The sequence below is a fragment of the Pseudomonas sp. 30_B genome (assembly GCF_017491605.1).
In the GTDB taxonomy this organism is placed as follows: domain Bacteria; phylum Pseudomonadota; class Gammaproteobacteria; order Pseudomonadales; family Pseudomonadaceae; genus Pseudomonas.
This window is the reverse complement of the sequence record NZ_JAFGYY010000001.1, coordinates 161,428-184,746: the sequence shown is the minus strand read 5'-3', so window position 1 is coordinate 184,746 and position 23,319 is coordinate 161,428. Positions and strand designations below refer to the sequence as shown.

The window sequence follows — 23,319 nt, the reverse complement described above, 5'->3', positions numbered from 1 at the left end:
CCATCGTGGATGTTCGGTGCCGGCCTCGGCCGGCGGAAACTCGAAGTGGCGCGCCTCAGAGCGCAACCACCTGCCAATTGCCATCGCGAGCCAGCAGTTGCTGGTCGCAGCCCGCTTCGGTAGCCGAAGCCGCATCCTGCCCGGGCAGCGCCTGTACCACGCGCACGCCCTGACGGCGCAGCTGCTGCACCGCCTGCCACAAGCCAGCCCCATCGGCCGGCGCCCAGACTCCGGTGCGCGGCTCGTCGAGCTGGGCGCGGCCGAGAGTGACCAGGGTCTTGAGGTCGGTGGAGAAACCGGTCGCCGGACGTGCGCGGCCGAAGTCGGCGCCGATGTGGTCGTAACGGCCGCCCTGGGCGATGGACTCGCCAACCCCAGGGACGAACGCGGCGAACACCACGCCGGTGTGATAGTGATAGCCGCGCAGCTCGCCGAGATCGAAGTACAGCGGCAGCTGCGGGAAGCGCGCCGCCAGCGAATCGGCGATGGCGGTCAGGTCGGCCAGCGCGGCCTGCACCGGAGCCGGGGCGCCGGCAAGCACTGCACGCGCCTGGTCCAGCACTTCGCGGCTGCCGCACAGCTCGGCCAGCGCACGCAGCATGCCGGAAAGCTCGCCCGGCAGACCCTCGGTCAGCGCGGCGACTTCATCCACGGCCTTGCGTTGCAGGGCGTCGAACAGCAACTGCTCGACCTCACCGGACAGGCCGGCGGCCTGCGCCAGTCCGCGATAGATGCCGACATGGCCGAGGTCCATGTGCACGTCCGGCACCTGGGCCATTTCCAGCATGTCGAGCATCAGGCTGATGACTTCGACGTCACCGGCGGAACCGGTATCGCCATAAAGCTCCGCACCCAACTGGATCGGGCTGCGCGAAGTGGCCAGTGCACGCGGGCGGGCATGCAGCACGCTGCCGGCGTAGCACAGCCGGTTCGGGCCTTCGCGACGCAGACTGTGGGCGTCCATGCGGGCGACCTGCGGGGTGATGTCCGCGCGGAAGCCCATCAGGCGGCCGGACGCCGGATCAGTGACCTTGAAGGTACGCAGGTCCAGATCCTGGCCGGCACCGGTCAGCAGGGATTCCAGGTATTCGATATGCGGGGTGACGACGAACTCGTAACCCCAGCGCTGGAACAGATCCAGCACCTGACGGCGGGCTGCTTCAACGCGCGCCGCCTCCGGTGGCAGCACTTCTTCGATCCCATCTGGCAGCAGCCAGCGGTCTACCGTTGCCATGTCGCCTCTCCCCTTTCAGCCGGGCGGCACTTCAATGAATGCAGTAAAGAAGGACGGTGCCGAGCAGCATGCTGCCCAGCCCGATGAGTCTCAGACTGCGGTCGCCCAAACGACCGAGCCCGCTCACGGCGTCGCGCCAACCACGCGGATACAGGAACGGAAGGATGCCTTCCAGCACCAGCAATAGACAGAATGCTTTGCCGAATTCCTGCCACATGGCTCTCGTACATGAATCTAGCGGACGCAAAAAAGCCGGGATTTCCCGGCTGACCCATGATAACACGATTTCTCCGGCGGGCGCTGCCGCCCGCCGGAGAGTTGCAAGGGTCCGTTGATGTTTCGGCGTGAATCGCGTTGCCGCGGCAAATCACGCCAGGCTAGACGCGGGTGGACGGTAATGGCCGCCCCTTGCCTAGTCCCGCAACGACGCATGGCGTGATTTGACGCGCAACCCGAAGGGACGAACCCCGTGTTGCGCGGCGCCCGACCTCAACTTGGCATCAGGACAACTCGCAACACGGGGCTCGGCGCGGTCACGACGAAGCGTCGACGGACCCTTACGGTTTAGCTTTTTCCAGATAACGGAAGAAGTCGTTGCTCGGATCGAGCACCAGCACGTCCTTCTTGTCCGCGAAGCTCTCGCGATACGCCTTGAGGCTACGGGTGAAGGCATAGAACTCCGGATCGGCGGTGTAGGCCTTGGCGTAGATCGACGCCGCCTTGGCATCGCCGTCACCACGGGTTTCTTCCGCTTCACGATAGGCTTCGGCCAGCAGCACGCGGCGCTGACGGTCGGCGTCGGCACGAATGCCTTCGGCCAGCTCGCGACCCTTGGCACGGTGCTCGCGGGCTTCCCGCTCACGCTCGGTGCTCATGCGCTCGAACACGCTGCGGTTCACTTCCTTCGGCAGGTCGATGGCCTTGACGCGAACATCGATGACCTCGATACCCAACTCCTTCTGCGCCATGCGGTTCAGTGAAGCGGTGATGTCGCCCATCAGCGCATCGCGCTCACCGGAGACCACCTCATGCAGGGTGCGCTTGCCGAACTGGTCACGCAGGCCGGCTTCCAGACGGCGGGACAGACGCTCGTCGGCGATCTGCTTCATGCCGGACGTCGCGGTATAGAAGCGCTCGGCATCGGAGACGCGCCACTTGGCATAGGCGTCGACCATCACCGCTTTCTTCTCCAGCGTCAGGAAGCGCTGGGTCGGCGAATCCAGGGTCAGCAGGCGGCCGTCGAACTTACGCACCTGGTTGACGTACGGAATCTTGAAGTGCAGGCCCGGCTTCACGTCGGCGTCGACCACGCGACCGAAGCGCAGCAGCACGGCGCGCTCGGTCTGCTGGACGACGTAGACGGTGCTCCACAGCGCAACCGCGGCAACGACGGCAGCGATCAGGGCAATCAGAGACTTGTTACTCATCAGCGGCTCTCCCTGGTACGCATGTCACGCTGCTGCAGGTCGTTGGCCACCCGCGAACCGATGTCTTGCGCGCTGCTGGTCGTGCTCGGCGTGCTGCTCGGGGTTGCCGAACCACGGCCGTCCATCATCTTGTCCAGCGGCAGGTAGATCAGGTTGTTCTGACCCTGCTGGCCGGTTACCAGCACTTTGCTGCTCTGGCTGAGGACATCCTGCATGGTGTCCAGGTACAGACGCTGGCGAGTGACCTCCGGCGCCTTGTGGTATTCGCCGGCCAGCTTGGTGAAGCGATCCGCCTCACCCTGGGCGCGGGAGACCACCTCATCGCGGTAGCCGTTGGCCTCCTCGATGATGCGCTGAGCCTGACCACGAGCCTCGGGCACCACGCCATTGGCATAGGCTTCGGCCTGATTCTTCTCGCGCTGCTCGTCTTCGCGGGCACGGATCACGTCGTCGAACGCTTCCTGCACCTCACGCGGCGCCGCCGCGCTCTGGATGTTCACCTGGGTCACGGAGATGCCGGTCCTGTAGGTGTCCATGAAGCGCTGCAGACGCTCACGCACCTCGGTAGCCATCTGCTCGCGGCCCTCGGTGAGGATCTGGTCCATGGTGGTCGAGCCGGCCACGTGGCGCAGGGCGCTCTCGGTGGCATGCTGCAGGCTGACCTCCGGCTGGTCGACGTTGAGCACGAAGTCCTGCAGGTTGCTGACCTTGTACTGCACGGTCAACGGAACCTCGACGATGTTCTCGTCCTCGGTGAGCATCTGACCCTGCTTGCTGTAGGCACGCTCGCGGGTGACGTTCTCCTGGAACTTCTTGTCGATCGGCGGGAAGTAGATGTTCAGGCCGGGGCCCACGGTTTCGTGGTACTTGCCGAAGCGCAGGATCACCGCCTGCTCCTGTTCGTCCACCACGTAGATGGCGTTGTACAGCCACAGCACGGCGAGGATGCCCAGGCCGATGCCGAACAGCCCCAGGCTGCCGCCCCTGCCGTTGCCACCGCCGCCGGTACCACTACCACGCTTGGGCTTGCCGAAGATTCCGTTCAGGCTGTCCTGCAGCTTGCGGAAGGCTTCATCCAGATCAGGCGGGCCCTGGCGACCGCCACCACGGCGTCCACCCCAAGGGTCCTGATCGTTCTTGTTCGAGTTGTCACCCGGCTCGTTCCAAGCCATAGCGCTCTCCATCTGATAACGCGAAAACGCGCCTACGGCGCGCCCACCCATGCTACCGAATGCCTCCGCCGCTGCCAAAAGCAGCGTTCCAGGCTTTATTGCAAAGTGTGTTGCGCAATGAACTCCGCCGGCTGCCAGCCTTCACGGCTGACCAGGCGGTTCAACTCGACACGCGGCAGGCGAACCTGCAACACGGCGCGTCCTTGCTCGTCATGCCCCTCGGACTGTACCGCACCCAGTTCGAAGAACTGAGCACGAAGCCGCCCCAGGCGCTGCGGAAGGCAGAGCGTTCCCACGAACATGTCCTCCCCCAGCAATTCGGCGATCGCCTGCTCCACCAGCTCCAGTCCGAGCGAATCGCGCGCCGACACCCAGACCCGGACGGGCTTGCCGAGTTCGTCGCGCTGAATCATCGGCTGCATGTCCGGCAGCAGGTCGATCTTGTTGTATACCTCGAGCATCGGCAGCTCATTGGCGCCGATTTCCTGCAGCACCGCCAGCACCTGCTCGATCTGCGCATCGCGTTCGGGCTCGTGGGAGTCGATCACATGCAGCAGCAGGTCAGAGTTGCTGGATTCTTCCAAGGTAGCCCGAAACGCCTCCACCAGCTTGTGCGGCAGGTGGCGAATGAAGCCCACGGTGTCGGCCAGCACGATCGGCCCGACGTCATCCAGCTCCAGGCGGCGCAGGGTCGGATCGAGGGTGGCGAACAACTGGTTGGCGGCATAGACCTCGGAGGTGGTCAATGCGTTGAACAGCGTGGACTTGCCGGCGTTGGTGTAACCCACCAGGGACACCGCGGGAATCTCCGCGCGACGACGGCCGCGACGGGCCTGCTCGCGCTGGCTGCGGACCTTTTCCAGGCGCGACTTGATCTGGCGGATACGCCCACGCAGCAAACGGCGGTCGGTTTCCAGCTGGGTTTCACCCGGGCCGCGCAGGCCGATACCGCCCTTCTGGCGCTCAAGGTGAGTCCAGCCGCGCACCAGGCGCGTGCTCATGTGCTCGAGCTGGGCGAGCTCCACCTGCAACTTACCCTCATGGGTACGTGCACGTTGGGCGAAGATATCGAGGATCAACCCCGTCCGGTCGAGCACGCGACATTCGAGCGCTCGCTCGAGGTTGCGCTCCTGGCTCGGCGTAAGGGTGTGGTTGAAGATGATCAGCTCGACCTTCTCGGCATGGACGAGGTCGTGCAACTCTTCGACCTTGCCGCTGCCGATCAGGTACTTGGCTGAAGGCTGGTGGCGCGAAATGTTGACGAAGGCAACCGATTCCGCACCCGCCGAACGTGCCAGCTCCTGGAACTCCTGCGGGTCTTCGCGCGCCTCGGGGTCCTGACCTTCCAGATGGACCAGAATGGCCCGTTCCCCACCACCCGGGCGCTCAAAGAACAAGGCGGACTCCCGTCAAACGTTGCCCGGCTCGGCCGGCTGGTCACCGCTGGGCAGACGCACCGGACGGCTGGGAACAACAGTGGAAATGGCGTGCTTGTAGACCATCTGGCTGACAGTGTTTTTCAGCAGAATCACGAACTGGTCGAAGGATTCGATCTGGCCCTGCAGCTTGATGCCGTTGACGAGGTAGATGGAAACCGGGACGCGTTCTTTGCGCAGGGTATTGAGGTAAGGGTCTTGTAGCGAATGCCCTTTTGACATATGCCGCACTCCTTGTAAGGGTAAAAACTGATTTAGTAGTAGTGAATTTGGCTTAGCGCCGTCCTGAACCCCAAGGATAGACGGCCGGAATTAAGGTCTCGAGCCTATATGGAGACCGCCTCAAGGTATTTCAAGGCACGCGGCAAATTGTCGCTTGCCTGGCTGTCCAACCAGTGTAGATGGCTCCAGCTACGCAGCCAGGTGAACTGGCGCTTGGCCAGTTGCCGCGTGGCGATGACGCCGCGCTCCACCATCTCAGCGTAGGACAGTTTGCCCTCGAGGTAATCCCATACCTGTCGGTAACCCACCGCTCGTATGGACGGCAGCCCCGCGTGCAAGTCACCTCTTGCGCGAAGCCGTTCGACCTCGGCGATGAAGCCCTGTTCCAGCATCTGGTCAAAACGTTGCGCGATACGCGCGTGCAGTACCTGGCGCTGCAGAGGCGCAATTGCCAGATGGGCGACAGTATACGGCAATTGCCCGCCGCCTTGCGCGCTGAAACCCGCATTTTCACTCGCCTGGCGCTGGCGATGTGCAGTCATGGACATACCGCTTACGCGGTATACCTCCAGCGCTCGAGTGAGGCGTTGTGGATCGTTCGGATGGATGCGCGCGGCCGACTCCGGGTCAACCCGCGCCAGCTCCGCATGCAGGGCGCCCCAACCTTCGGCCTCGGCCCAGGCTTCCAGTTCGGCGCGCACCGCCGGGTCGGCGCTGGGCATGTCGGCCAGGCCTTCCAGCAATGCCTTGAAATACAACATGGTGCCGCCAACCAGCAGCGGGATCTTCCCGGCCGCAGTGATCTCGGCCATGGCCGCCAGGGCGTCGGCGCGGAACTCCGCCGCCGAATAGGCTTCGCTGGGGTCACGGATATCGATCAGGCGGTGCGGGAACTCGGCCAGCACATCGCGGGGCGGCTTGGCGGTGCCGATGTCCATGTCGCGGTAGATCAGCGCCGAATCCACGCTGATCAGCTCCACCGGCAGCAGGCGCGCCAGCTCCAGCGCCAGGTCGGTCTTGCCGGCGGCGGTGGGGCCCATGAGGAAAATCGCGGGAGGCAGGGACATCGGGAGCTCGTTATTGCGCACTGCTGAATCGTTTGGCGCGCAGTTTACTGCACTTTCCTGAACGCAGGCTTACGAAAATCAACGTCCGCGCAGGAACAGCTTGTCCAGTTCGTCGAGCCCGAGTTGGGTCCAGGTCGGCCGGCCGTGATTGCACTGGCCGCTGCGCTCGGTGATTTCCATGTCGCGCAGCAGGCCGTTCATCTCCGGCAGCGTCAACCGGCGATTGGCGCGCACGGCGCCGTGGCAGGCCATGGTACCGAGCAGCTCGTTGAGGTGCGCCTGGATGCGGTCGCTGGTGCCGTATTCCAGCAGGTCGGCGAGTACGTCGCGCACCAACTGGGTCGCTTCGGCCTGCTTGAGCAGGGCCGGAATCTGGCGGATCGCCAGGGTTTCCGGGCCGAGCCGCTGCAATTCGAAGCCCAGCCTGGAGAACCAGCTCGCATGCTCCTCGGCGCAATCCGCCTCGCGCTCGCTGACAGCGATGGACTCCGGCACCAGCAGCGGCTGGCCGCGCAGACCTTCGCTGGCCATGGCGGTCTTCAGGCGCTCGTACATGATGCGTTCGTGTGCGGCGTGCATATCCACCAGCACCAGGCCGTGGGCGTTCTCCGAGAGGATGTAGATACCCTTGAGCTGCGCCAGGGCGTAACCCAGCGGCGGCACGTCCTGGCTGCTTTCCGGCAGGGCTTGCGGCGCCTGGTCGGGCAGCGGAGCGAAGTAAGCCTTGTAGGCGCCCTGGGCTTCCTGGATCGGCGGGATTTCCGGGCGCGTCGGTTGATAGCTGTAGCCACCACCACCGGAACCGCCCGAAGACGGGCTCGGCTGCCAGGTGCGTGCGGCGGCCGGAGCCTCCAGCACGGTCTCGGACAGACGCATCTCGCCCTGCGGGCCAAACTCGCCGGCTTCTGCACCAGTGGGACGCGGCACGGTCAGGGTGGTAGCGCCCGGCGGCGCCAGTTGATCGTCTGGACGCACCTCGGCCAGCGCCCGGTGCAGGGTGCCGTAGAGGAAGTCATGGACCATGCGACTGTCGCGGAAGCGCACTTCATGCTTGGTCGGGTGCACGTTGACGTCCACTACCGACGGATCGACCTCGAAGAACAGCACGAAGGTCGGGTGCCGACCGTTGTAAAGCACGTCGCGGTAGGCCTGGCGTACCGCATGGGCGACCAGCTTGTCGCGCACCATACGGCCATTTACGTAGAAGTACTGCAGGTCCGGCTGGCTGCGGGAGAAGGTCGGCAGGCCGACCCAGCCCCACAGGTGCAGGCCGTTGCGCTCCACCTCGATGGGCAGAGCCTGCTCGAGGAAGCCGGTGCTGCACACGGCGCCGACGCGACGGGCGCGGGAGGCCTCGTCCTTGGCTTCATGCAGCGAGAGGATGGTCTTGCCGTTGTGGCGCAGGTGGAAAGCCACGTCGAAGCGCGCCAGGGCCAGGCGCTTGATGACTTCCTGCAGGTGATCGAATTCGGTCTTCTCGGCGCGCAGGAACTTGCGCCGCGCCGGGGTATTGAAGAACAGGTCGCGCACTTCGATGCTGGTGCCCACCGGGTGAGCCGCCGGCTTCACGGTGGACTCCATGTCGCGACCCTCGACTTCCACCTGCCAGGCCTGGTCGGCGTCGGCGGTGCGCGAAGTCAGGGTCAGGCGCGAGACGGAGCTGATCGAGGCCAGCGCTTCGCCACGGAAGCCCAGGCTCATCACCCGTTCCAGGTCTTCCAGTTCACGGATCTTGCTGGTGGCGTGGCGCGCCAGGGCCAGCGGCAGGTCCTCGGCGGGAATGCCGCTGCCGTCGTCGCGCACCCGCAGGAGTTTTACGCCGCCCTGCTCGACCTCGACGTCGATGCGCCTGGCGCCGGCGTCGAGGCAGTTTTCCAGCAGCTCCTTGATGACCGAGGCGGGGCGTTCGACCACCTCGCCAGCGGCAATCTGGTTGGCCAGCCGCGGTGTCAGCAGCTGGATGCGGCGCACCTCGCTCATTGCTGGGACGCCAGGGAAGTGCCGGGAATCTTCAGCACCTGACCGACCTTCAGCTCGTCGCTCTTGAGCGAGTTGGCACTGCGGATGGAGGCCGTGCTGACGTCATAGCGGCTGGCGATCATCGCCAGGCTGTCGCCGCTGCGCACGATGTGCTCGCGCGGGCCGGTGGGCAGTTGGCCGCCATCGCGCAGCGAGGCGATATAGGTACCCGGCGGCGGCGTCTGCACGAAGTACTGGCGAACGCCGCCGGCAATGGAACGCGCCAGCGCCTGTTGATGCGAGCTGCTGGAGAGCTTCTGCGATTCGTTCGGGTTGGAGATGAAGCCGGTTTCCACCAGGATAGACGGAATGTCCGGGGACTTCAGCACCATGAAGCCGGCCTGTTCCACGCGCCGCTTGTGCAGCGAGGTCACCCGGCCGACGTTGGTTAGTACCTTGTGGCCGACGTCGAGACTGGACGACATGGTGGCGGTCATCGACAGGTCGAGCAGCACGCCGGCGAGCATCTTGTCCTTGTCGTCCAGGTTCACGCCGCCGTCCCCCCCGATCAGGTCGGAACGGTTTTCGCTGTCGGCCAGCCAGCGCGCGGTCTCGGAGGTCGCGCCACGGTCAGACAGGGCGAACACCGAAGCACCGAAGGCGCTACGGCTGGGCGCGGCGTCGGCGTGGATGGAGACGAACAGGTCGGCGCCCTTCTTGCGCGCAATGGCGGTACGCCCACGCAGCGGAATGAAGTAGTCGCCGGTACGGGTCAGTTCTGCACGGAAGCCTTTCATCTGGTTGATCTGGCGCTGCAGCTCGCGGGCGATCGCCAGTGTGATGTTCTTCTCGTGCAGGCCATTCGGACCGAGGGCGCCCGGGTCTTCACCGCCGTGACCGGCGTCGATGGCAATGACGATGTCACGCTTGCCGCCACTGCTGGGCGCGGGAATCTTGGTCACCGACTGCACAGGACTGACCGGCGCGGCGGGCACATTCGGCGTCGGCGTGGCTGGAACGTCCGGCGCGATATCAGCGCCCTGGTCGTACAGGTCGACGACCAGGCGGTTGCCGTACTGCTGGTTAGGCGCCAGCACGAAGCTCTTGGGCGTGACCGGGTTCTTCAGGTCCAGTACCAGGCGCAGATCGGTAGGCGAGCGCTGCGCTGCGCGCACGGAAGTGATCGGCGTGTTGTTGAGCTTGAGCTTGTCCAGCGCGGTGGACATCTGCGCGCCGTTGATATCGACGACGATGCGGTTGGGCGCGCTCAGCGTGAACAGGCTGTGCTGCACCGGACCGGAAAGATCGAACACCAGCCGGGTGTTGTCTGGAGCCCGCCAGATGCGGACGCTCTTGATTTGCGTGGCGGCAAAAGCCTCGCCGGCAATCATTGCCAGCAAAACAGTCATCCCCGTGAACAGCGCCCGCAGGCGCAACCCCCAACCCATCTTTTTTCTCATGCTCCCGTGGCCAGGGCGGCACACCAGGCTTCGCCCCGCGTACCTTGCGGTATCAGGCGCAGCATACGACCGCCCGCATGCGGACTAATGGTAATGTCCATGTCGGCCTTTGGCAAAATGCCTGTGCCCCGTTCAGCCCATTCGATCAGGCACAGGGTGTCGCCTTCGAAGTAATCGCGGATGCCGAGGAACTCCAGCTCCTCCGGGTCGGCCAGGCGGTACAGGTCGAAGTGGAAGGCGCGAACAGTGCCGATCTCGTAGGGCTCCACCAGGGTGAAGGTCGGACTTTTTACCGCCCCGCCATGCCCCAATCCCCGCAGGATGCCGCGCGACAGCGTGGTCTTGCCCGCCCCCAGGTCGCCGTGCAGGTAGATGACGCCGCGCCCGCCGGTCGCCGTGGCGATCTTCCGTCCGAGGTCGTACATGGCCTCTTCGCCCTCGGCGAACAGATTCAGTTCAGGCATGGGCTGTGCTCCTCGAGCAACTGACGAACGGCAGGGATCAGATCGCTGGCAGCCAGCCCCCGGCCCTGCGGACCGAGCGACTCACCAGCGCGGGCGTGGAGCCAGACGGCCAGGCCAGCCGCATCGAATGAGGACATTCCCTGCGCCAGCAAGGCGCCGAGAATGCCGGAAAGGACATCGCCAAGCCCGGCGCCGGCCATGGCCGGATGGCCGTGGCTGCAAAGCGCCAATCGGCCGTCCGGCGCGGCCACCAGGCTACCGACGCCCTTGAGCACCACCACCGCCTGGTAGCGCTGCGCCAGCGCGTGGGCCGCCTTCGGCCGGTCGGCCTGAACTTCAGCGGTGGAGATACCGAGCAATCGCGCAGCCTCGGCGGGATGCGGCGTCATCACCCAGTCGCCGGAGGGACGCGACACCAGGCCCTCCGCGAGCAGATTGAGCGCGTCGGCGTCCCAGACCTGGGCGCGCTCCAGGCTGGCCGCCGCGCTGACCAGCACGCGCCCCCAGCCCTCACGCCCCACGCCCGGTCCCACCACCAGCACATCCGCCCGTTCGGCCAGGCGCAGCAGCTCGGCGGACGAGGAAACACCCCGCGCCATCAGTTCAGGATGACGCGCCAGCGCGGCGGGCACATGGGCCGCGCGGGTCGCCAGGGAAACCAGGCCGGCGCCACAGCGCAGCGCGCTTTCGGCAGCCAGCAGGACCGCCCCGCCCATGCCGGTGTCGCCGCCAATTACCAGCGCGTGGCCGAACAGGCCCTTGTGCGCAGCTTTCGGGCGCGCAGCCAGGCGAGCCAGGGATGCTGGAGCCAGCCGACGGGCAACACAATCATCGGGAATCAGCGCCGGATCGGCGTCGAGGCCATCGAACACCAGTTCGCCGCACTGGTCAGGCCCGTTCGCGGTGAACAACCCCAGTTTGAGGCCGATAAAGGTCACGGTCAGATCGGCGCGAACGGCCACGCCCAGCACCTGGCCGGTATCCGAGCTCAGCCCGGACGGGATATCCACCGCCAGCACGGGCAGGCCTCTGGCGTTGATCGCCGTAATGGCCGAGGCGTAGGGCTCGCGCACCGTGCCGCCGAGGCCAGTGCCCAGCAGAGCGTCGACCAGCACGCCGCGCAAGTGCGCCCGGTCGTTCCAGAGATCGATATCCACACCCGCCGCCCGCGCCTCGCCGTAGGCGGACGCGGCATCGCCGGTCAGGCGCGAGGTGTCGCCCACCGCCAATACCCGCACGCGCCAGCTGGCGCGCAGGGCCAGGGCGGCGATCAGGTAGCCGTCGCCGGCATTGTTGCCATGGCCGGCCAGAACGGTGATTTCGCCCGCGTCCGGCCAGTGCCGGCGCAGAGCGCGCCAGGCGGCATGGGCGGCGCGGCGCATCAGTTCGAAGCCGGGGGTGCCGGCGGCGATCAGGCGTGCGTCGAGGTCGCGTACCTGTTGGGCGCTGTAGAGAGGTACGGGAAGATCGTCGTGGGGATGCGTCATGGTGGTTCCGGGCGGCAAAAAGTGTCGCCTTGGCGTTGGAGCAGGCCGACGCCGGCAAGGTCTGGCAGAATTATACCTACCCGAACTCCGCTTTCCCGCCCCCATGCACGATTCGACGCTCGACTATGAAGATCTCGCCCGCTCCATCAAGGACTGGGGGCGCGAACTCGGCTTCCAGCAGGTCGGCATCGCCGGGCTGGACCTCGAGGAGCACGGCGCACATCTGCAACGCTGGCTGGAAGCGGGCTACCACGGCGAGATGGACTACATGGGCGCCCATGGCAGCAAGCGCTGGCGACCGGACGAACTGGTGCCCGGCACGCTACGGGTGGTCTCGCTGCGCATGGACTACCTCCCCGGCGACACCCGCATGGCACAGGTGCTGGGCAATCCGGAGAAAGCCTACGTATCGCGCTACGCCCTGGGCCGCGACTACCACAAGCTGATCCGCAAGCGCCTGCAGCAACTGGCTGAGCGTATTCAGCAGCAGATCGGCCCGTTCGGCTTCCGCGCCTTCGTCGACAGCGCGCCGGTACTGGAGAAGGCCATCGCCGAACAGTCGGGCCTGGGCTGGATCGGCAAGAACACCCTGGTGCTCAATCGCAAGGCCGGCAGCTACTTCTTCCTCGGCGAGCTGTTCACCGACCTGCCGCTGCCAGTCGACCCGCCCCACGGCACCGAACATTGCGGGCGCTGCTCGGCCTGCCTGGACATCTGCCCCACCGCCGCCTTCGTCGCGCCTTACGTACTGGATGCGCGGCGCTGCATTTCCTACCTGACCATCGAGCTGAAGGGCCCGATCCCCGAGGAGCTGCGCCCACTGATCGGCAACCGCGTGTTCGGCTGCGACGACTGCCAGATGGTCTGCCCGTGGAACCGCTTCGCCCGCGCCACCGACCAGGGCGACTTCCAGCCGCGCCACAGCCTGGACAACGCCGCGCTGGCGGAGCTGTTCCTGTGGACGGAAGAGGAATTTCTCAGCCGCACCGAGGGCTCGCCGTTGCGGCGTGCCGGCTATGAGCGCTGGCTGAGGAACCTGGCCGTGGGCCTGGGCAATGCACCCTCCACCATCCCGGTGATCGAGGCGCTGAAGGCACGCCGGGAGTTCCCGTCGGAACTGGTGCGCGAGCATGTGGAGTGGGCGCTGGCACGCCACAACGCCTGAAGCTTGGGGGCTATTTGTAGGAGCGAGCTTGCTCGCGAACAGCCCCCGCAGCAGAGTTGGTTCGCGAGCAAGCTCGCTCCTACAGGATCAGACCTTGATGAAATGCTCGCGGTAGTAGCGCAGCTCGGCGATGGACTCGCGGATGTCGTCCAGGGCCAGGTGGGTGTTGCCTTTCTTGAAGCCGTCGCGCACCGAAGGGGCCCAGCGCGCGGCCAGCTCCTTGAGGGTGGAGACGTCCAGGTTGCGGTAGTGGAAGTAGCCTTCCAGCTTCGGCATGTACCGGTAGAGGAAGCGGCGGTCCTGGCAGATGCTGTTGCCGCAGATCGGCGAACTGCGCTTGGGCACCCACTTCTCCAGGAAGGCGATGGTCATGGCTTCGGCCTCGGCGGCGGAGATGGTGCTTTCGCGCACGCGCTGGGTCAGGCCGGACTGGCCGTGCTGGCGGGTATTCCATTCGTCCATGCCGGCGAGCAGTTCTTCGCTCTGGTGTACGGCGATCACCGGGCCTTCCTCGAGGATGTTGAGGTTGCTGTCGGTGACGATGGTCGCCATCTCGATGATGACATCCTTGTCCGGGTCCAGACCGGTCATTTCCAGGTCGATCCAGATCAGGTTCTGTGGGTTCTGCATGATGGGGCTCCTCAGCTCAGCCCTCTAGTTTAGCGGGAAGCGCATGACTGCATGCTAAACTCCGCGGCGATTTTCCCTGTGGATACCCTATGGCCAAGCGTCACCTCACCCGCCGGCAGAGCTGGCGGATCGAAAAAGTCCAGGAAGAACGTGCTGCCCGCGCGGCCAAGCGCGAATCGCGCGTACTGGAAGAACTGGAAGGCGGCGACCTCGGACCGGAACAGACCGGCCAGGTGATCGCCCACTTCGGGGTGCAGGTAGAAGTCGAGGCGCTGGAAGGCGACCACGCGGGCCAGGTGTTCCGCTGCCACCTGCGCGCCAACCTGCCGACGCTGGTGACCGGCGACCAGGTGGTCTGGCGCCCCGGCAACCAGGGCATCGGCGTGATCGTCGCGCAGTTGCCGCGCAGCTCCGAGCTGTGCCGCCCGGACATGCGCGGCGTGCTCAAGCCGGTGGCGGCCAACGTCGACCGCATCGTGATCGTCTTCGCCCCGCGCCCGGAACCCCACGCCAACCTCATCGACCGCTACCTGGTGGCCGCCGAGCACGCCGGCATCAAGCCGCTGCTGCTGATGAACAAGGCCGACCTGATCGACGAGGAAAACGCCGCCTTCATCGACTCCCTGCTCGGCACCTACCGCGAGCTGGGCTATCCGCTGCTGGAAGTCTCTGCCTTCAACGGCCTGGCGATGGACGCCCTGCGCGCCGCGCTGAACGAGCATGTCAGCGTGTTCGTCGGCCAGTCCGGCGTGGGCAAGTCCTCGCTGGTGAACGCGCTGCTGCCGGGCGTCGACACTCGCGTCGGCGACCTCTCGGAAGTCACCGGCAAGGGTACCCACACCACCACCACCGCGCGGCTGTTCCACTTCCCCGCTGGCGGTGACCTGATCGACTCCCCCGGCATCCGCGAATTCGGCCTCGTCCACGTCAGCCGCGACGACGTGGAAGCCGGCTTCATCGAATTCCACGACCTGCTCGGCCACTGCCGCTTCCGCGACTGCAAGCACGACCGCGAGCCGGGCTGTGCGCTGCTCAAGGCGCTGGAGGACGGACGCGTCTCGCCGCAGCGGATGGCCAGCTACCGGCACATTCTCGCCAGCCTGCCGGAAGACGAGTACTGACCGAGCATGCCGAAGTGCAGGACCTGTAGGAGCGAGCTCAATGAAAAGGCCAGCTTTCCAGCTGGCCTTTTCATTGCGCAGCGGGTTTCACTGCTGCTTGTTCAACTCATCGAGCTTCAGCGTGCCGCCGTCGTCGAACAGGTTGAGCTTCTCCTTCAACTGGTCCGGCGGCACTGGCTCACCCTGCCCGGCTGCCGGCTGGACAGGCGCCGTGCCGGGCGCAGCGGCCCCCGGAGCGGCGCCGTCAGCGGGCTTGGCGTCGCTGCCGTCCTGCCCTTCGATGGCGCGCTGGGCCTTCTTGGTCAGGACGATGATGTCGATGCGACGGTTCACCGGGTTCAGCGGCTTGTCGCGGTCGAACAGTGCCGAAGAGGCGTAGCCCACCACGCGGGCGATCTGCTCCTGCGGATAGCCGCCGGCCTCCAGCGTGCGCCGCGCGGCGTTGGCGCGGTTGGCGGACAGCTCCCAGTTGCCGAAATCGCCGTTGCCCGCATAGGGCTTGGCATCGGTGTGACCACTGATGCTGATCTTGTTCGGCACCTGCTTGATGGTCTCGGCCAGCGCCAGCAGGATGTCCTCGAAGTACGGCTGCAGGCGCGCGCTGCCCAGGTCGAACATCGGCCGGTTGTCCGAGTCGACGATCTGGATGCGCAGGCCGTCCTGGGTGATCTCGAACAGGATCTGGTCCTTGAAGCGCTTGAGCGTGGGGTTCTCGTCGACCTTGTTCTGCAGTTCCTGCAGCAGCAGCTCCAGGCGCTCCTTCTCCAGCTTCTCGGCAATGTTCTCCGCCTGCTCGGCGTCGACCTTGGCCCCCTCCTTCGGACTGACGCTCGCCTCGGGCTGCGCCTCGACCTGCGGATTCAGGGTCTTGTCCGGCGCCGGCGTCGGCGTGCCGCCCAGGTCGATCACATAGGGGCTGGCGCTTTCGGTAAAGCCGATCGGGTCCTGGAAGTAGCCGGAGATAGCCTTCTTCTGCTCCGGCGTGGCCGAAGACAGCAGCCAGAGCACGAGGAAGAACGCCATCATGGCCGTGGCGAAGTCGGCGAAGGCGATCTTCCACGAACCGCCATGGTGGCCCGCGGCGTAGCGCTTGACGCGCTTGACGATGATCGGCTGGTTGTTATCCATCGTTTAGCGCCCGCGAACCGCCTGTTCCAGCTCGGCAAAGCTGGGACGATGCGCCGGCAGCAGCACCTTGCGGCCGAACTCCACGGCCAGCGACGGCGGCATGCCCGAGGCGGAGGCGACCAGGCAGGCCTTGATGGCTTCGTAGAGGTTCAGTTCTTCCTTGGCGTCATGCTCCAGGGCGTTGGACAGCGGGCCGACGAAACCGTAGGCCGCGAGAATACCGAGGAAGGTACCCACCAGTGCGGCGGCGACGTGGTGGCCGATCTCGGCCTGGCTGCCCTGGCCGAGCAGGGCCATGGTGATCACGATGCCCAGCACCGCGGCGACGATACCGAAGCCCGGCAGGGCGTCGGCGACGCGGGTCACGGCATGGGCGGGATGCTCGAAGTCTTCCTTGAGGCTGCCCAGTTCCATGTCGAACAGGCCTTCGAGTTCGTGGGGCGCCATGTTGCCGGAGGACATGATGCGCAGGTAATCGCAGATGTACGCGGTCATGCGGTCGTCCTTGAGCACCGCCGGGTACTTGCTGAAGATCGGACTGGCGCCCGGGTCCTCGACGTCCGCCTCGATCGCCATCATGCCCTCGCGGCGGCTCTTGTTGAGCACCTCGTAGAGCATGCCCAGCACTTCCAGATAGAAGGTGTGGGTGAAGCGGTTGCTGAACATCTTCGGTGCTTTCTTGAGCACCGTCATGAAGGTGCTGCCCGGGTTCGCCTGAAGGAAGGCACCCAGCGCCGCGCCGCCGATGATCAGCACTTCGAACGGCTGGATGATGGCCGCGATCTTGCCGCCGGAGAGCAGATATCCGCCGAGTACGCTGCCCAGGATGACGATGATGCCGATGATTTTTGACATGGGGACCGGACTGAAACTGTGAACAGAATGAGAGGCATGATTCCCGCCTCCCTGTTGTTATCGGAGATTTCGGGCAAGACTATAGGCCGAAAACACTAAAAACCAGTTCGGCGCCTCACGCATGCCCAAACCCGTGCCTACCCCAGAGCGTCTCGCGGACTGGCTCTCCCTGCTGGAAGAGCTGCCGTTGCCCGTCCCCCAGGAGCACCGCGACGAGATTCGCCGGGCGCTGAACGACAGCCGCCGCTCGATCCGCGACATCTCCGACCTGCTGCAGGACTGCCCGACCCTGGCCCTGGCCATCCTGCGCGAGGCCAACCGCGCCGAGAGCGCCCGCGACAATCCGGCGGAGAGCCTGGAAGTCGCCCTCAATCGCCTGGGCCTGGCGCGCGTTACCCAGTTGCTCGATCGCCTGCCGGCGCTGCCCGAGGCGCAGATGCCCCGTGCACTGAGCCAGCTGCTGCTGATCAGCCGCCACGCCATGCAGCAGGCCAGCGGCCTGTTCGCCAACCGCCTGGCGCGGCTCTGGCAGGAAATCCACTGGGGCAGCCTGTTCACCCTCGCCCCGCTGTGGGCGCTGGCCACCGCCAAGCCGGAGCTGCTGGAAGCCTGGCAGCGCCAGGTCTATGGCCTGGGCCGCTGCAGCAGCGAAGTCGAGCAGGAACTGCTCGGCACCCGCCTGCTGCCGCTGTGCCGGGCGCTGGCCGAGCGCTGGCGGCTGCCGGACTGGGTTGCCCAGGGTTACGCGCTGCTCAGCGATGACAAGCGCCTGCTGGTGCGCGCCCTGCACGTGGCCCACACCGAAACCCAGCCGCTGGGCCAGCAGCAGCGCCTGGATGCCGACCCGGAGCTGCAACGCTGGCTGACCCGCCCGGCCAACACCATCCTGCTGGCCAACAGCCTGGCCACCGCCGCCCACCAATCCTGGGGCGGCGTGCACATGCTGCGCTGGCAGCGCCTGACCAGCCTCTACCTGCAAATGCCGCTGGAAGAGCTGCAGCAGACCGTCCACGGCCTGGCCGCACAGAGCGCCCGCCGGCACGCCCGGCCACAGCTCTGGCACCCGGCCGAAGCCCTGCTCTGGCCCTGGGATGCCCGCCGCTGGCTCAACGGCCCGAAGCCGGAGGAACCGGCCAAGGCGCCCGATACCCTCGCCGAGTGGCGCCAGCACTGCGCGCGCCTGCTGCAGGCGCCCAGCCCGTTCGGCAACGCCGTGCAACTGCTCGACTGCGCCGAATCGGCGCTGCAGGCCTGCGGACTGCAACGCGGCCTGATCCTGCTGGCCGACAAGGCCGGCAGCTGGCTGCAGACGCGCCGGCACTTCGGGCTCGCGGCGGAGGCCGGCGAGCTCAAGCTGGAAGTCGCCGCCAGCCCGCTGCTGCGCAAACTCCTGCAACAACCCGGACAGCTGCGCCTGAGCCCGGCGAACATGGCCGACTTTTCCGCCGTGCTGCCCGGCGCTCTGAAAGCGCTGCTGCCCAGCGAACACCTGCTGCTGCGCTCGCTGGGCAACGGCAGCCGAGTGATCATGCTGCTGGCCGTCGACCGTAACGGCCAGCCGCTGGGCGACCTGCACGCCCAGGCATTCGGCCGCACCGCGCAGTGCATCGAGCAGGCTGTCCGGCAGATGTCCCGCGGCGCCTCCTGAGCCGCGCGGCGTTCGCCGGGATTTCCGGTACACTGGCGCCCCTTTAGACTATCGCCCCTCAATGGGCAGCCCAGGGCCGCCAGCTCACGCCGCCTCCACCATCACGGTGGGCCGACCGCCGTACCGGGAGACTCCGACATGTCCGCCTTCTCCGCTCTGCCCCTGGTGATCGAACCGGCTGACCTCGCCAGCCGCCTCGACGCCGCCGACCTGATCCTCGTCGACCTGACCAGCGCCGCGCGCTACGCCGAAGGCCACATCCCCGGCGCCCGCTTCGTCGCCCCGGCGCGCACCCAACTGGGCGGCACCCCGGCGCCCGGCCTGCTGCCGGCGAAGGCCGACCTCGAAGCGCTGTTCGGCGAGCTGGGCCACAACCCCGACGCCGTCTACGTGGTCTATGACGACGAAGGCGGCGGCTGGGCCGGCCGCTTCATCTGGCTGCTGGACGTGATCGGCCACCACAAGTACCACTATGTCGACGGCGGCCTGCACGCCTGGCTGGCCGACGGCCTGCCGCTGAGCCAGGACGTCCCGGCGCCGGCCGGCGGCCCGCTGCCGCTGACCCTGCACGACGAACCCACCGCCACCCGCGAATACCTGCAAAGCCGCCTGGGCGCTGCCGACCTGGCCATCTGGGATGCCCGCAACCCCAGCGAATACAGCGGCCAGAAAGTCCTCGCCGCCAAGGGCGGGCACGTACCGGGCGCCGTCAATTTCGAATGGACCGCCGGCATGGACCCGGCCCGCGCCCTGCGCATCCGTACCGATATGCCGCAGATTCTCCAGAGCCTGGGCATCACCCCGGACAAGGAAGTGATCACCCACTGCCAGACCCACCACCGCTCCGGCTTCACCTACCTGGTCGCCAAGGCCCTCGGCTATCCGCGGGTCAAGGGCTACGCCGGCTCCTGGTCGGAATGGGGCAACCACCCCGACACCCCTGTAGAGGTTTAAGGAATGTCGTTCAAAGATCGTCTGTTCATCCTCGCCCAGTACCTGCTGCCGCATCACCTGCTGTCGCGCCTGATCGGCTGCGCCGCCGAGTGCCGCGCGCCCTGGTTCAAGGACCGCCTGATTCCCTGGTTCGCCCGTCGCTACCAGGTGGACATGCGTGAAGCCCAGGTCGAGGACCTGCGTGCCTACGAGCACTTCAACGCCTTCTTCACCCGCGCCCTGAAAGACGGCGCCCGTCCGCTGGACGAGAGCGCAGACAGCGTGCTCAGCCCCGCCGACGGCGCCATCAGCCAGCTCGGTCCGATCGAGCACGGCCGCGTGTTCCAGGCCAAGGGCCACAGCTACAGCCTGATGGAACTGCTGGGCGGCGACGCCGAGCGCGCCGCGCCCTTCATGGGCGGCGAGTTCGCCACCGTCTACCTGTCGCCCAAGGATTACCACCGCGTGCACATGCCGCTGGCCGGCACCCTGCGCGAGATGGTCTACGTGCCGGGCCGGCTGTTCTCGGTGAACCAGCTCACCGCCGAGCAGGTACCGGAGCTCTTCGCCCGCAACGAACGCGTGGTGTGCATCTTCGACACCGAGCGCGGACCGATGGCCGTGGTACTGGTGGGCGCGATGATCGTCGCCTCCATCGAAACCGTCTGGGCCGGACTAGTCACGCCGCCCAAACGCGAGCTGAAGACCTTCGCCTACGACGAAGCCGCCCGCGCGCCGATCCACCTGGAGAAAGGCGCCGAACTGGGCCGCTTCAAGCTGGGCTCCACCGCCATCGTGCTGTTCGGGCCGCAGCAGGTCAGCTGGGCCGAGAACCTGGCGGCCACCAGCCCGGTCCGCATGGGCCAGCGCCTGGGTGGCGCTCGCCAGGGCTGACGCCCGCTTCACCATAAGGCGGGTGGCCAACGAGCCGCCCGCCACTGCTTTCCGCCTCATCGTGCTAGTTCCCTGCCATGAAACGCTTCCTGCATCTCATGGGCTGGCGTGCCAACGCCACCAGCCATCTTGAAAAATGGCTCTCCGCAATCGGAGCGCTGTGCGGCATCGCCGTCATCTACGCCGTCACCCACTGGGTACTGCCCAGCGAAGCGGCCATCTGGGTCGTCGCCTCCATGGGCGCCAGCGCCGTGCTGCTGTTCGCCGTGCCCCACGGTGCGCTGTCCCAGCCCTGGGCCGTGCTCGGCGGCCAGGTGCTGTCGGCGCTTGTCGGGGTGATCTGCCAGAAGCTCTTCCCCGATCAGGCCTTCACCCCGGCCCTGGCCGTTGGCCTGGCGATCCTGGTCATGCACTATGCCCGCTGCATCCACCCCCCGGGCGGCGCCACTGCCCTGGCGGCGGTATCCGGCGGACCGGCCATCACCGCCCTGGGCTTCCACTACGTGCTCAGCCCGGTGCTGCTTAATGTGGTGCTGATCCTCGTGGTCGCCGTGGCCTTCAACGGCCTGTTCGCCTGGCGCCGCTATCCCGCACCGTTGGCGCGCCTGCCGGCGACGCCCAAGCTGCCCGCCGGGCCCGCGCCGGAAGACCTCTACCACGCACTGCGCAAGATGGATTCGTTCATCGATGTGCAGTTCGACGACCTGCTGAAGATCCTCCAGCTGGCCCAGGAACACGCCCAGGCGCAACGCTTGGGCCCTGAAGACATCCTCCTCGGCGCCTGCTACAGCAATGCCCTGAGCGGCAATGCCTGGGCGGTGCGCCAGGTGATCGACGACCATCCCGGCAAGCGCACACCCCAGGACCAGCTGGTCTACAAGGTGGTCGCCGGCGCCGGCAAGGGCAACACCGGCGCCTGCCGCCGCCAGGACCTGCTCGAATGGGCTGCCCACGCGGTGATTCCGCAGGGTGATGGTTGGGTTCGAGCCACCGCGCAAGCATCCGCCAGCGACGCCTTGCAGCGCCAGATCAAAGGCGAGACGCCGCTCGCGTAACCCGTCGGCGCGCCCATCCAGCGATGGGCTGCGGTGCGCAGCGGATGCTGCTAGAGTTCGGAAAAAGCCGAATGTGGCGACCGAACGGTCCGTGAATCGGCCCAGATTGTGGAGAATCCGATCCAACCATGGACAACAGTCCCCAGCAGTTTCTACGTGTTCCCACCCCGACACTCGAGAGCCTGAGCTTCTGCAACGCCACCGCGCGCGACCTGAAATACTGGCTGGATCACCTGCCCAAGGCCAATCTGGGCGAAACCGCCCGCCAGCTCTACCAGGGGCTTATCGAGCTGAACCAGCTCAAACTGCCGGTGGAAACGCGCCTGCAGTTGCTGGAACTGTTCCGCCCGGAAGTGCAGTTCGTCTGCCAGCACCTGGAGCGCCACTTCCTCAACCAGTCCATCGTCCTCGATGAACGCCCGCGCAAGGTCGCCAACCTCTGCCAGGCCCTGCAGAACCACCTGGCCATCGGCTACAAGCTGATCGTCGTGCGCGAGGCGAGCCGCGTGTCCCGCGAGCGCGCGCAATTGCTGGCAGCCTCCATCCAGCGCGCCATCCGCGCCCTCTGCGGGCCACTGATCCGCGCCTCACAGCTGTATTGCCCGGTGCCGGAAGGGCTGTGGCTGGAACTGCACCAGCTGTATCAGCTGGCCCGCCAGCACGGCCTGCAGAAACTGAGCATCCGCGACAGCCTGGCCCTGGATCCCCAGGGCCTGACCATCGAGCAGGCCTATCTGGTGGCGCTGATGCTCGGTTCGGCACGCTGCAACCAGATGCGCCAGCACAACATCGCCCGCCTGGCGGAAGTGCTGGAAGGCTGGAGCGCGCAGGTTCACGTACAGCCCGCCAGCCTGCCGTCGAGCCTGTTCGTCGTCGCCCCCCTGGTGGACGGCCCGCCGCGCTACCGCACCCTGTTCGCGGAAAGCGACCTTCCGGGTGGTATGGGCATCGACCCGCAACCGCTGGTCGACCTGATCAAGGAATACCTCCTGCTGCTCCCGGAGAACCGCAAGCTGGCACGCCTTAAAGTGCCCGAAGGCGTCTCCGTCGATCTGCTGCAGCACCTCGCCGCCGCCTGGGGCGATATCGCCGAGCGGACCTTCCAGCGCACCGCCGGCCACGGCCAGCTCACCGTCTGCATCGGCATGAGCGCCCTGCACTACTTCCTCGCCGGCTGCCAACCGTTCGCCGAAGTGCTCAAGCACAGCCAGACGCCGGACTTCACGGCCAAGGCCAAGACCGAGGTCAAGGACGCCTGGGCCAACGCCTTCGACGCGCAGCAGGTGAAGGACTGGCAACCCGGCATGTCGCTGGAAGAAATCGAGTACACGCCCACCACCCCAGCCGAAGGCGGTCGTGCCGCGCCCGAGCCTGCCAGAGAGAATTACCCGGTCTTCACCCTGCCAATCGTCAACCACAGCCCGGGCGGTTACTGCCTGACCTGGCCGAAGGAGATTCCCAGCCAGCTGCAGGCCGGCGAGCTGCTGGGCATCCAGGACGCCCCGGACCAGGGCTGGAGCATTGCCGTGGTGCGCTGGATTCGCCAGGTACGTGGCGGCGGCACGCAGATGGGCATCGAGCTGATCGCGCCGCTCGCCCAGCCGTGCGGCCTGCAACTGCTGCGCAAGACCGACCAGGGCAGCCAGTACCTGCGCGCCCTGTTGCTGCCGGAAATCGCCGCGATCTCGCGGCCGGCCACGGTGATCACTCCGCGCCTGCCCTTCCAGGAAGGCAACAAGGTGCAGATCAACCTGCACGGCGACGAGCGGCGCGCCACCCTCATTCGCAAGGTCACCGCGACCGGCAGCTTCACCCAGTTCGAATACCAGGCGCACGACACCCGCGCCGCACCGAACGATAAGCCGGTCACAGCACCGGGCCCCCGCGGGGAGGAAGACTTTGACTCACTCTGGAAGTCGCTGTAGATTCCGGCGAACCCCATTCATCGCCCATTTGCTGCCG

At 66.4% G+C, this 23,319-nt stretch carries 21 protein-coding genes; 7 read left to right on the top strand and 14 right to left on the bottom strand.

The annotated features are described in order from the left end of the window. Positions 1 to 55 precede the first annotated feature (55 nt). The 11 genes from J5M67_RS00750 to J5M67_RS00700 form a co-directional block, all read right to left on the bottom strand. Positions 56 to 1,234 carry an ATP phosphoribosyltransferase regulatory subunit gene (locus J5M67_RS00750; RefSeq protein ID WP_207882313.1) on the bottom strand — a complete coding sequence of 393 codons (1,179 nt, stop codon included), beginning with the start codon at positions 1,232 to 1,234 and terminating at the stop codon, positions 56 to 58. A 31-nt stretch (positions 1,235 to 1,265) separates the two neighbouring features. Further along, a complete protein-coding gene (locus J5M67_RS00745; protein ID WP_037012084.1) occupies positions 1,266 to 1,451 on the bottom strand; it encodes a DUF2065 domain-containing protein in 186 nt (61 codons plus the stop codon). A 340-nt stretch (positions 1,452 to 1,791) separates the two neighbouring features. Beyond that, positions 1,792 to 2,661, bottom strand: coding sequence for a protease modulator HflC (hflC, locus tag J5M67_RS00740; protein WP_207882311.1), 870 nt, complete (start codon positions 2,659 to 2,661; stop codon positions 1,792 to 1,794). Next, complete coding sequence (hflK, locus tag J5M67_RS00735) at positions 2,661 to 3,833, bottom strand: FtsH protease activity modulator HflK (RefSeq protein ID WP_207882309.1); 1,173 nt, start codon at positions 3,831 to 3,833, stop codon at positions 2,661 to 2,663. The genes hflC and hflK overlap by 1 nt, the downstream gene beginning before the upstream one ends. 95 nt (positions 3,834 to 3,928) lie before the next feature. Further along, positions 3,929 to 5,230, bottom strand: a complete 1,302-nt coding sequence (gene hflX / locus J5M67_RS00730; protein ID WP_207882307.1) for a ribosome rescue GTPase HflX — start codon at positions 5,228 to 5,230, stop codon at positions 3,929 to 3,931. 12 nt (positions 5,231 to 5,242) lie between these two features. Next, positions 5,243 to 5,491, bottom strand: coding sequence for an RNA chaperone Hfq (gene hfq / locus J5M67_RS00725; protein ID WP_015479145.1), 249 nt, complete (start codon positions 5,489 to 5,491; stop codon positions 5,243 to 5,245). 104 nt (positions 5,492 to 5,595) lie between these two features. After that, on the bottom strand, positions 5,596 to 6,558 hold the full coding sequence (gene miaA, locus J5M67_RS00720) for a tRNA (adenosine(37)-N6)-dimethylallyltransferase MiaA (RefSeq protein ID WP_207882305.1): 963 nt from the start codon (positions 6,556 to 6,558) through the stop codon (positions 5,596 to 5,598). Positions 6,559 to 6,636: 78 nt separating this feature from the next. Next, positions 6,637 to 8,538, bottom strand: coding sequence for a DNA mismatch repair endonuclease MutL (gene mutL / locus J5M67_RS00715; protein ID WP_207882303.1), 1,902 nt, complete (start codon positions 8,536 to 8,538; stop codon positions 6,637 to 6,639). Beyond that, a complete protein-coding gene (amiB, locus tag J5M67_RS00710) occupies positions 8,535 to 9,965 on the bottom strand; it encodes an N-acetylmuramoyl-L-alanine amidase AmiB (RefSeq protein ID WP_207882301.1) in 1,431 nt (476 codons plus the stop codon). The genes mutL and amiB overlap by 4 nt, the downstream gene beginning before the upstream one ends. Before the next feature lie 8 nt (positions 9,966 to 9,973). Next, the gene (tsaE, locus tag J5M67_RS00705; protein ID WP_207882298.1) at positions 9,974 to 10,441 is read right to left on the bottom strand and encodes a tRNA (adenosine(37)-N6)-threonylcarbamoyltransferase complex ATPase subunit type 1 TsaE; all 468 of its coding nucleotides are present in this window, start codon (positions 10,439 to 10,441) and stop codon (positions 9,974 to 9,976) included. After that, positions 10,429 to 11,928, bottom strand: a complete 1,500-nt coding sequence (locus tag J5M67_RS00700) for an NAD(P)H-hydrate dehydratase (RefSeq protein WP_207882296.1) — start codon at positions 11,926 to 11,928, stop codon at positions 10,429 to 10,431. The genes tsaE and J5M67_RS00700 overlap by 13 nt, the downstream gene beginning before the upstream one ends. Positions 11,929 to 12,031: 103 nt before the next feature. Between J5M67_RS00700 and queG the strand changes: the two genes are divergently transcribed. Then, complete coding sequence (gene queG, locus J5M67_RS00695) at positions 12,032 to 13,093, top strand: tRNA epoxyqueuosine(34) reductase QueG (protein ID WP_207882294.1); 1,062 nt, start codon at positions 12,032 to 12,034, stop codon at positions 13,091 to 13,093. An 87-nt stretch (positions 13,094 to 13,180) separates the two neighbouring features. Here queG and orn read toward each other — a convergent pair whose 3' ends face one another. After that, positions 13,181 to 13,723: an oligoribonuclease gene (gene orn, locus J5M67_RS00690; protein ID WP_207882292.1), complete on the bottom strand. Its 543-nt coding sequence runs from the start codon at positions 13,721 to 13,723 to the stop codon at positions 13,181 to 13,183. A gap of 89 nt (positions 13,724 to 13,812) precedes the next feature. On the opposite strand from orn, the gene rsgA reads away from it, so the two are divergent. Beyond that, positions 13,813 to 14,844, top strand: a complete 1,032-nt coding sequence (gene rsgA, locus J5M67_RS00685; protein WP_207882290.1) for a small ribosomal subunit biogenesis GTPase RsgA — start codon at positions 13,813 to 13,815, stop codon at positions 14,842 to 14,844. An 87-nt stretch (positions 14,845 to 14,931) separates the two neighbouring features. Here the strand turns inward: rsgA and motB are convergent, their stop codons facing one another. Together motB and motA are read right to left on the bottom strand one after the other, a co-directional pair. Then, positions 14,932 to 15,972, bottom strand: coding sequence for a flagellar motor protein MotB (gene motB, locus J5M67_RS00680; protein ID WP_207882289.1), 1,041 nt, complete (start codon positions 15,970 to 15,972; stop codon positions 14,932 to 14,934). Between the two features lie 3 nt (positions 15,973 to 15,975). Then, positions 15,976 to 16,827 carry a flagellar motor stator protein MotA gene (gene motA / locus J5M67_RS00675; protein WP_207882288.1) on the bottom strand — a complete coding sequence of 284 codons (852 nt, stop codon included), beginning with the start codon at positions 16,825 to 16,827 and terminating at the stop codon, positions 15,976 to 15,978. A gap of 121 nt (positions 16,828 to 16,948) precedes the next feature. Between motA and J5M67_RS00670 the strand changes: the two genes are divergently transcribed. The 5 genes from J5M67_RS00670 (at position 16,949) to J5M67_RS00650 (ending at position 23,282) form a co-directional block, all read left to right on the top strand. After that, on the top strand, positions 16,949 to 18,475 hold the full coding sequence (locus J5M67_RS00670; RefSeq protein ID WP_207882287.1) for an HDOD domain-containing protein: 1,527 nt from the start codon (positions 16,949 to 16,951) through the stop codon (positions 18,473 to 18,475). Positions 18,476 to 18,613: 138 nt separating this feature from the next. Next, complete coding sequence (gene rhdA / locus J5M67_RS00665) at positions 18,614 to 19,429, top strand: thiosulfate sulfurtransferase (protein WP_207882285.1); 816 nt, start codon at positions 18,614 to 18,616, stop codon at positions 19,427 to 19,429. Positions 19,430 to 19,432: 3 nt separating this feature from the next. Further along, positions 19,433 to 20,302, top strand: a complete 870-nt coding sequence (asd, locus tag J5M67_RS00660) for an archaetidylserine decarboxylase (RefSeq protein ID WP_207882283.1) — start codon at positions 19,433 to 19,435, stop codon at positions 20,300 to 20,302. 77 nt (positions 20,303 to 20,379) lie between these two features. After that, entirely contained in the window at positions 20,380 to 21,357 is a 978-nt protein-coding gene (locus J5M67_RS00655) for an HPP family protein (RefSeq protein WP_207882282.1), read from the top strand. A gap of 128 nt (positions 21,358 to 21,485) precedes the next feature. Continuing rightward, positions 21,486 to 23,282, top strand: a complete 1,797-nt coding sequence (locus tag J5M67_RS00650; RefSeq protein WP_207882280.1) for a molecular chaperone — start codon at positions 21,486 to 21,488, stop codon at positions 23,280 to 23,282. The last annotated feature ends 37 nt before the right edge of the window (positions 23,283 to 23,319 follow it).

What these genes read in the sequence shown, in the direction of transcription:
- asd (WP_207882283.1), top strand. Translation starts at nt 19,433, where the DNA reads ATGTCGTTCAAAGATCGTCTGTTCATCCTCGCCCAGTACCTGCTGCCG.
- J5M67_RS00700 (WP_207882296.1), bottom strand. Translation starts at nt 11,928, where the DNA reads ATGACGCATCCCCACGACGATCTTCCCGTACCTCTCTACAGCGCCCAA.
- J5M67_RS00750 (WP_207882313.1), bottom strand. Translation starts at nt 1,234, where the DNA reads ATGGCAACGGTAGACCGCTGGCTGCTGCCAGATGGGATCGAAGAAGTG.
- orn (WP_207882292.1), bottom strand. Translation starts at nt 13,723, where the DNA reads ATGCAGAACCCACAGAACCTGATCTGGATCGACCTGGAAATGACCGGT.
- J5M67_RS00655 (WP_207882282.1), top strand. Translation starts at nt 20,380, where the DNA reads ATGAAACGCTTCCTGCATCTCATGGGCTGGCGTGCCAACGCCACCAGC.
- J5M67_RS00650 (WP_207882280.1), top strand. Translation starts at nt 21,486, where the DNA reads ATGGACAACAGTCCCCAGCAGTTTCTACGTGTTCCCACCCCGACACTC.
- hfq (WP_015479145.1), bottom strand. Translation starts at nt 5,491, where the DNA reads ATGTCAAAAGGGCATTCGCTACAAGACCCTTACCTCAATACCCTGCGC.
- tsaE (WP_207882298.1), bottom strand. Translation starts at nt 10,441, where the DNA reads ATGCCTGAACTGAATCTGTTCGCCGAGGGCGAAGAGGCCATGTACGAC.
- amiB (WP_207882301.1), bottom strand. Translation starts at nt 9,965, where the DNA reads ATGGGTTGGGGGTTGCGCCTGCGGGCGCTGTTCACGGGGATGACTGTT.
- hflK (WP_207882309.1), bottom strand. Translation starts at nt 3,833, where the DNA reads ATGGCTTGGAACGAGCCGGGTGACAACTCGAACAAGAACGATCAGGAC.
- mutL (WP_207882303.1), bottom strand. Translation starts at nt 8,538, where the DNA reads ATGAGCGAGGTGCGCCGCATCCAGCTGCTGACACCGCGGCTGGCCAAC.
- rhdA (WP_207882285.1), top strand. Translation starts at nt 18,614, where the DNA reads ATGTCCGCCTTCTCCGCTCTGCCCCTGGTGATCGAACCGGCTGACCTC.
- motB (WP_207882289.1), bottom strand. Translation starts at nt 15,972, where the DNA reads ATGGATAACAACCAGCCGATCATCGTCAAGCGCGTCAAGCGCTACGCC.
- J5M67_RS00670 (WP_207882287.1), top strand. Translation starts at nt 16,949, where the DNA reads ATGCCCAAACCCGTGCCTACCCCAGAGCGTCTCGCGGACTGGCTCTCC.
- J5M67_RS00745 (WP_037012084.1), bottom strand. Translation starts at nt 1,451, where the DNA reads ATGTGGCAGGAATTCGGCAAAGCATTCTGTCTATTGCTGGTGCTGGAA.
- motA (WP_207882288.1), bottom strand. Translation starts at nt 16,827, where the DNA reads ATGTCAAAAATCATCGGCATCATCGTCATCCTGGGCAGCGTACTCGGC.
- hflC (WP_207882311.1), bottom strand. Translation starts at nt 2,661, where the DNA reads ATGAGTAACAAGTCTCTGATTGCCCTGATCGCTGCCGTCGTTGCCGCG.
- miaA (WP_207882305.1), bottom strand. Translation starts at nt 6,558, where the DNA reads ATGTCCCTGCCTCCCGCGATTTTCCTCATGGGCCCCACCGCCGCCGGC.
- queG (WP_207882294.1), top strand. Translation starts at nt 12,032, where the DNA reads ATGCACGATTCGACGCTCGACTATGAAGATCTCGCCCGCTCCATCAAG.
- rsgA (WP_207882290.1), top strand. Translation starts at nt 13,813, where the DNA reads ATGGCCAAGCGTCACCTCACCCGCCGGCAGAGCTGGCGGATCGAAAAA.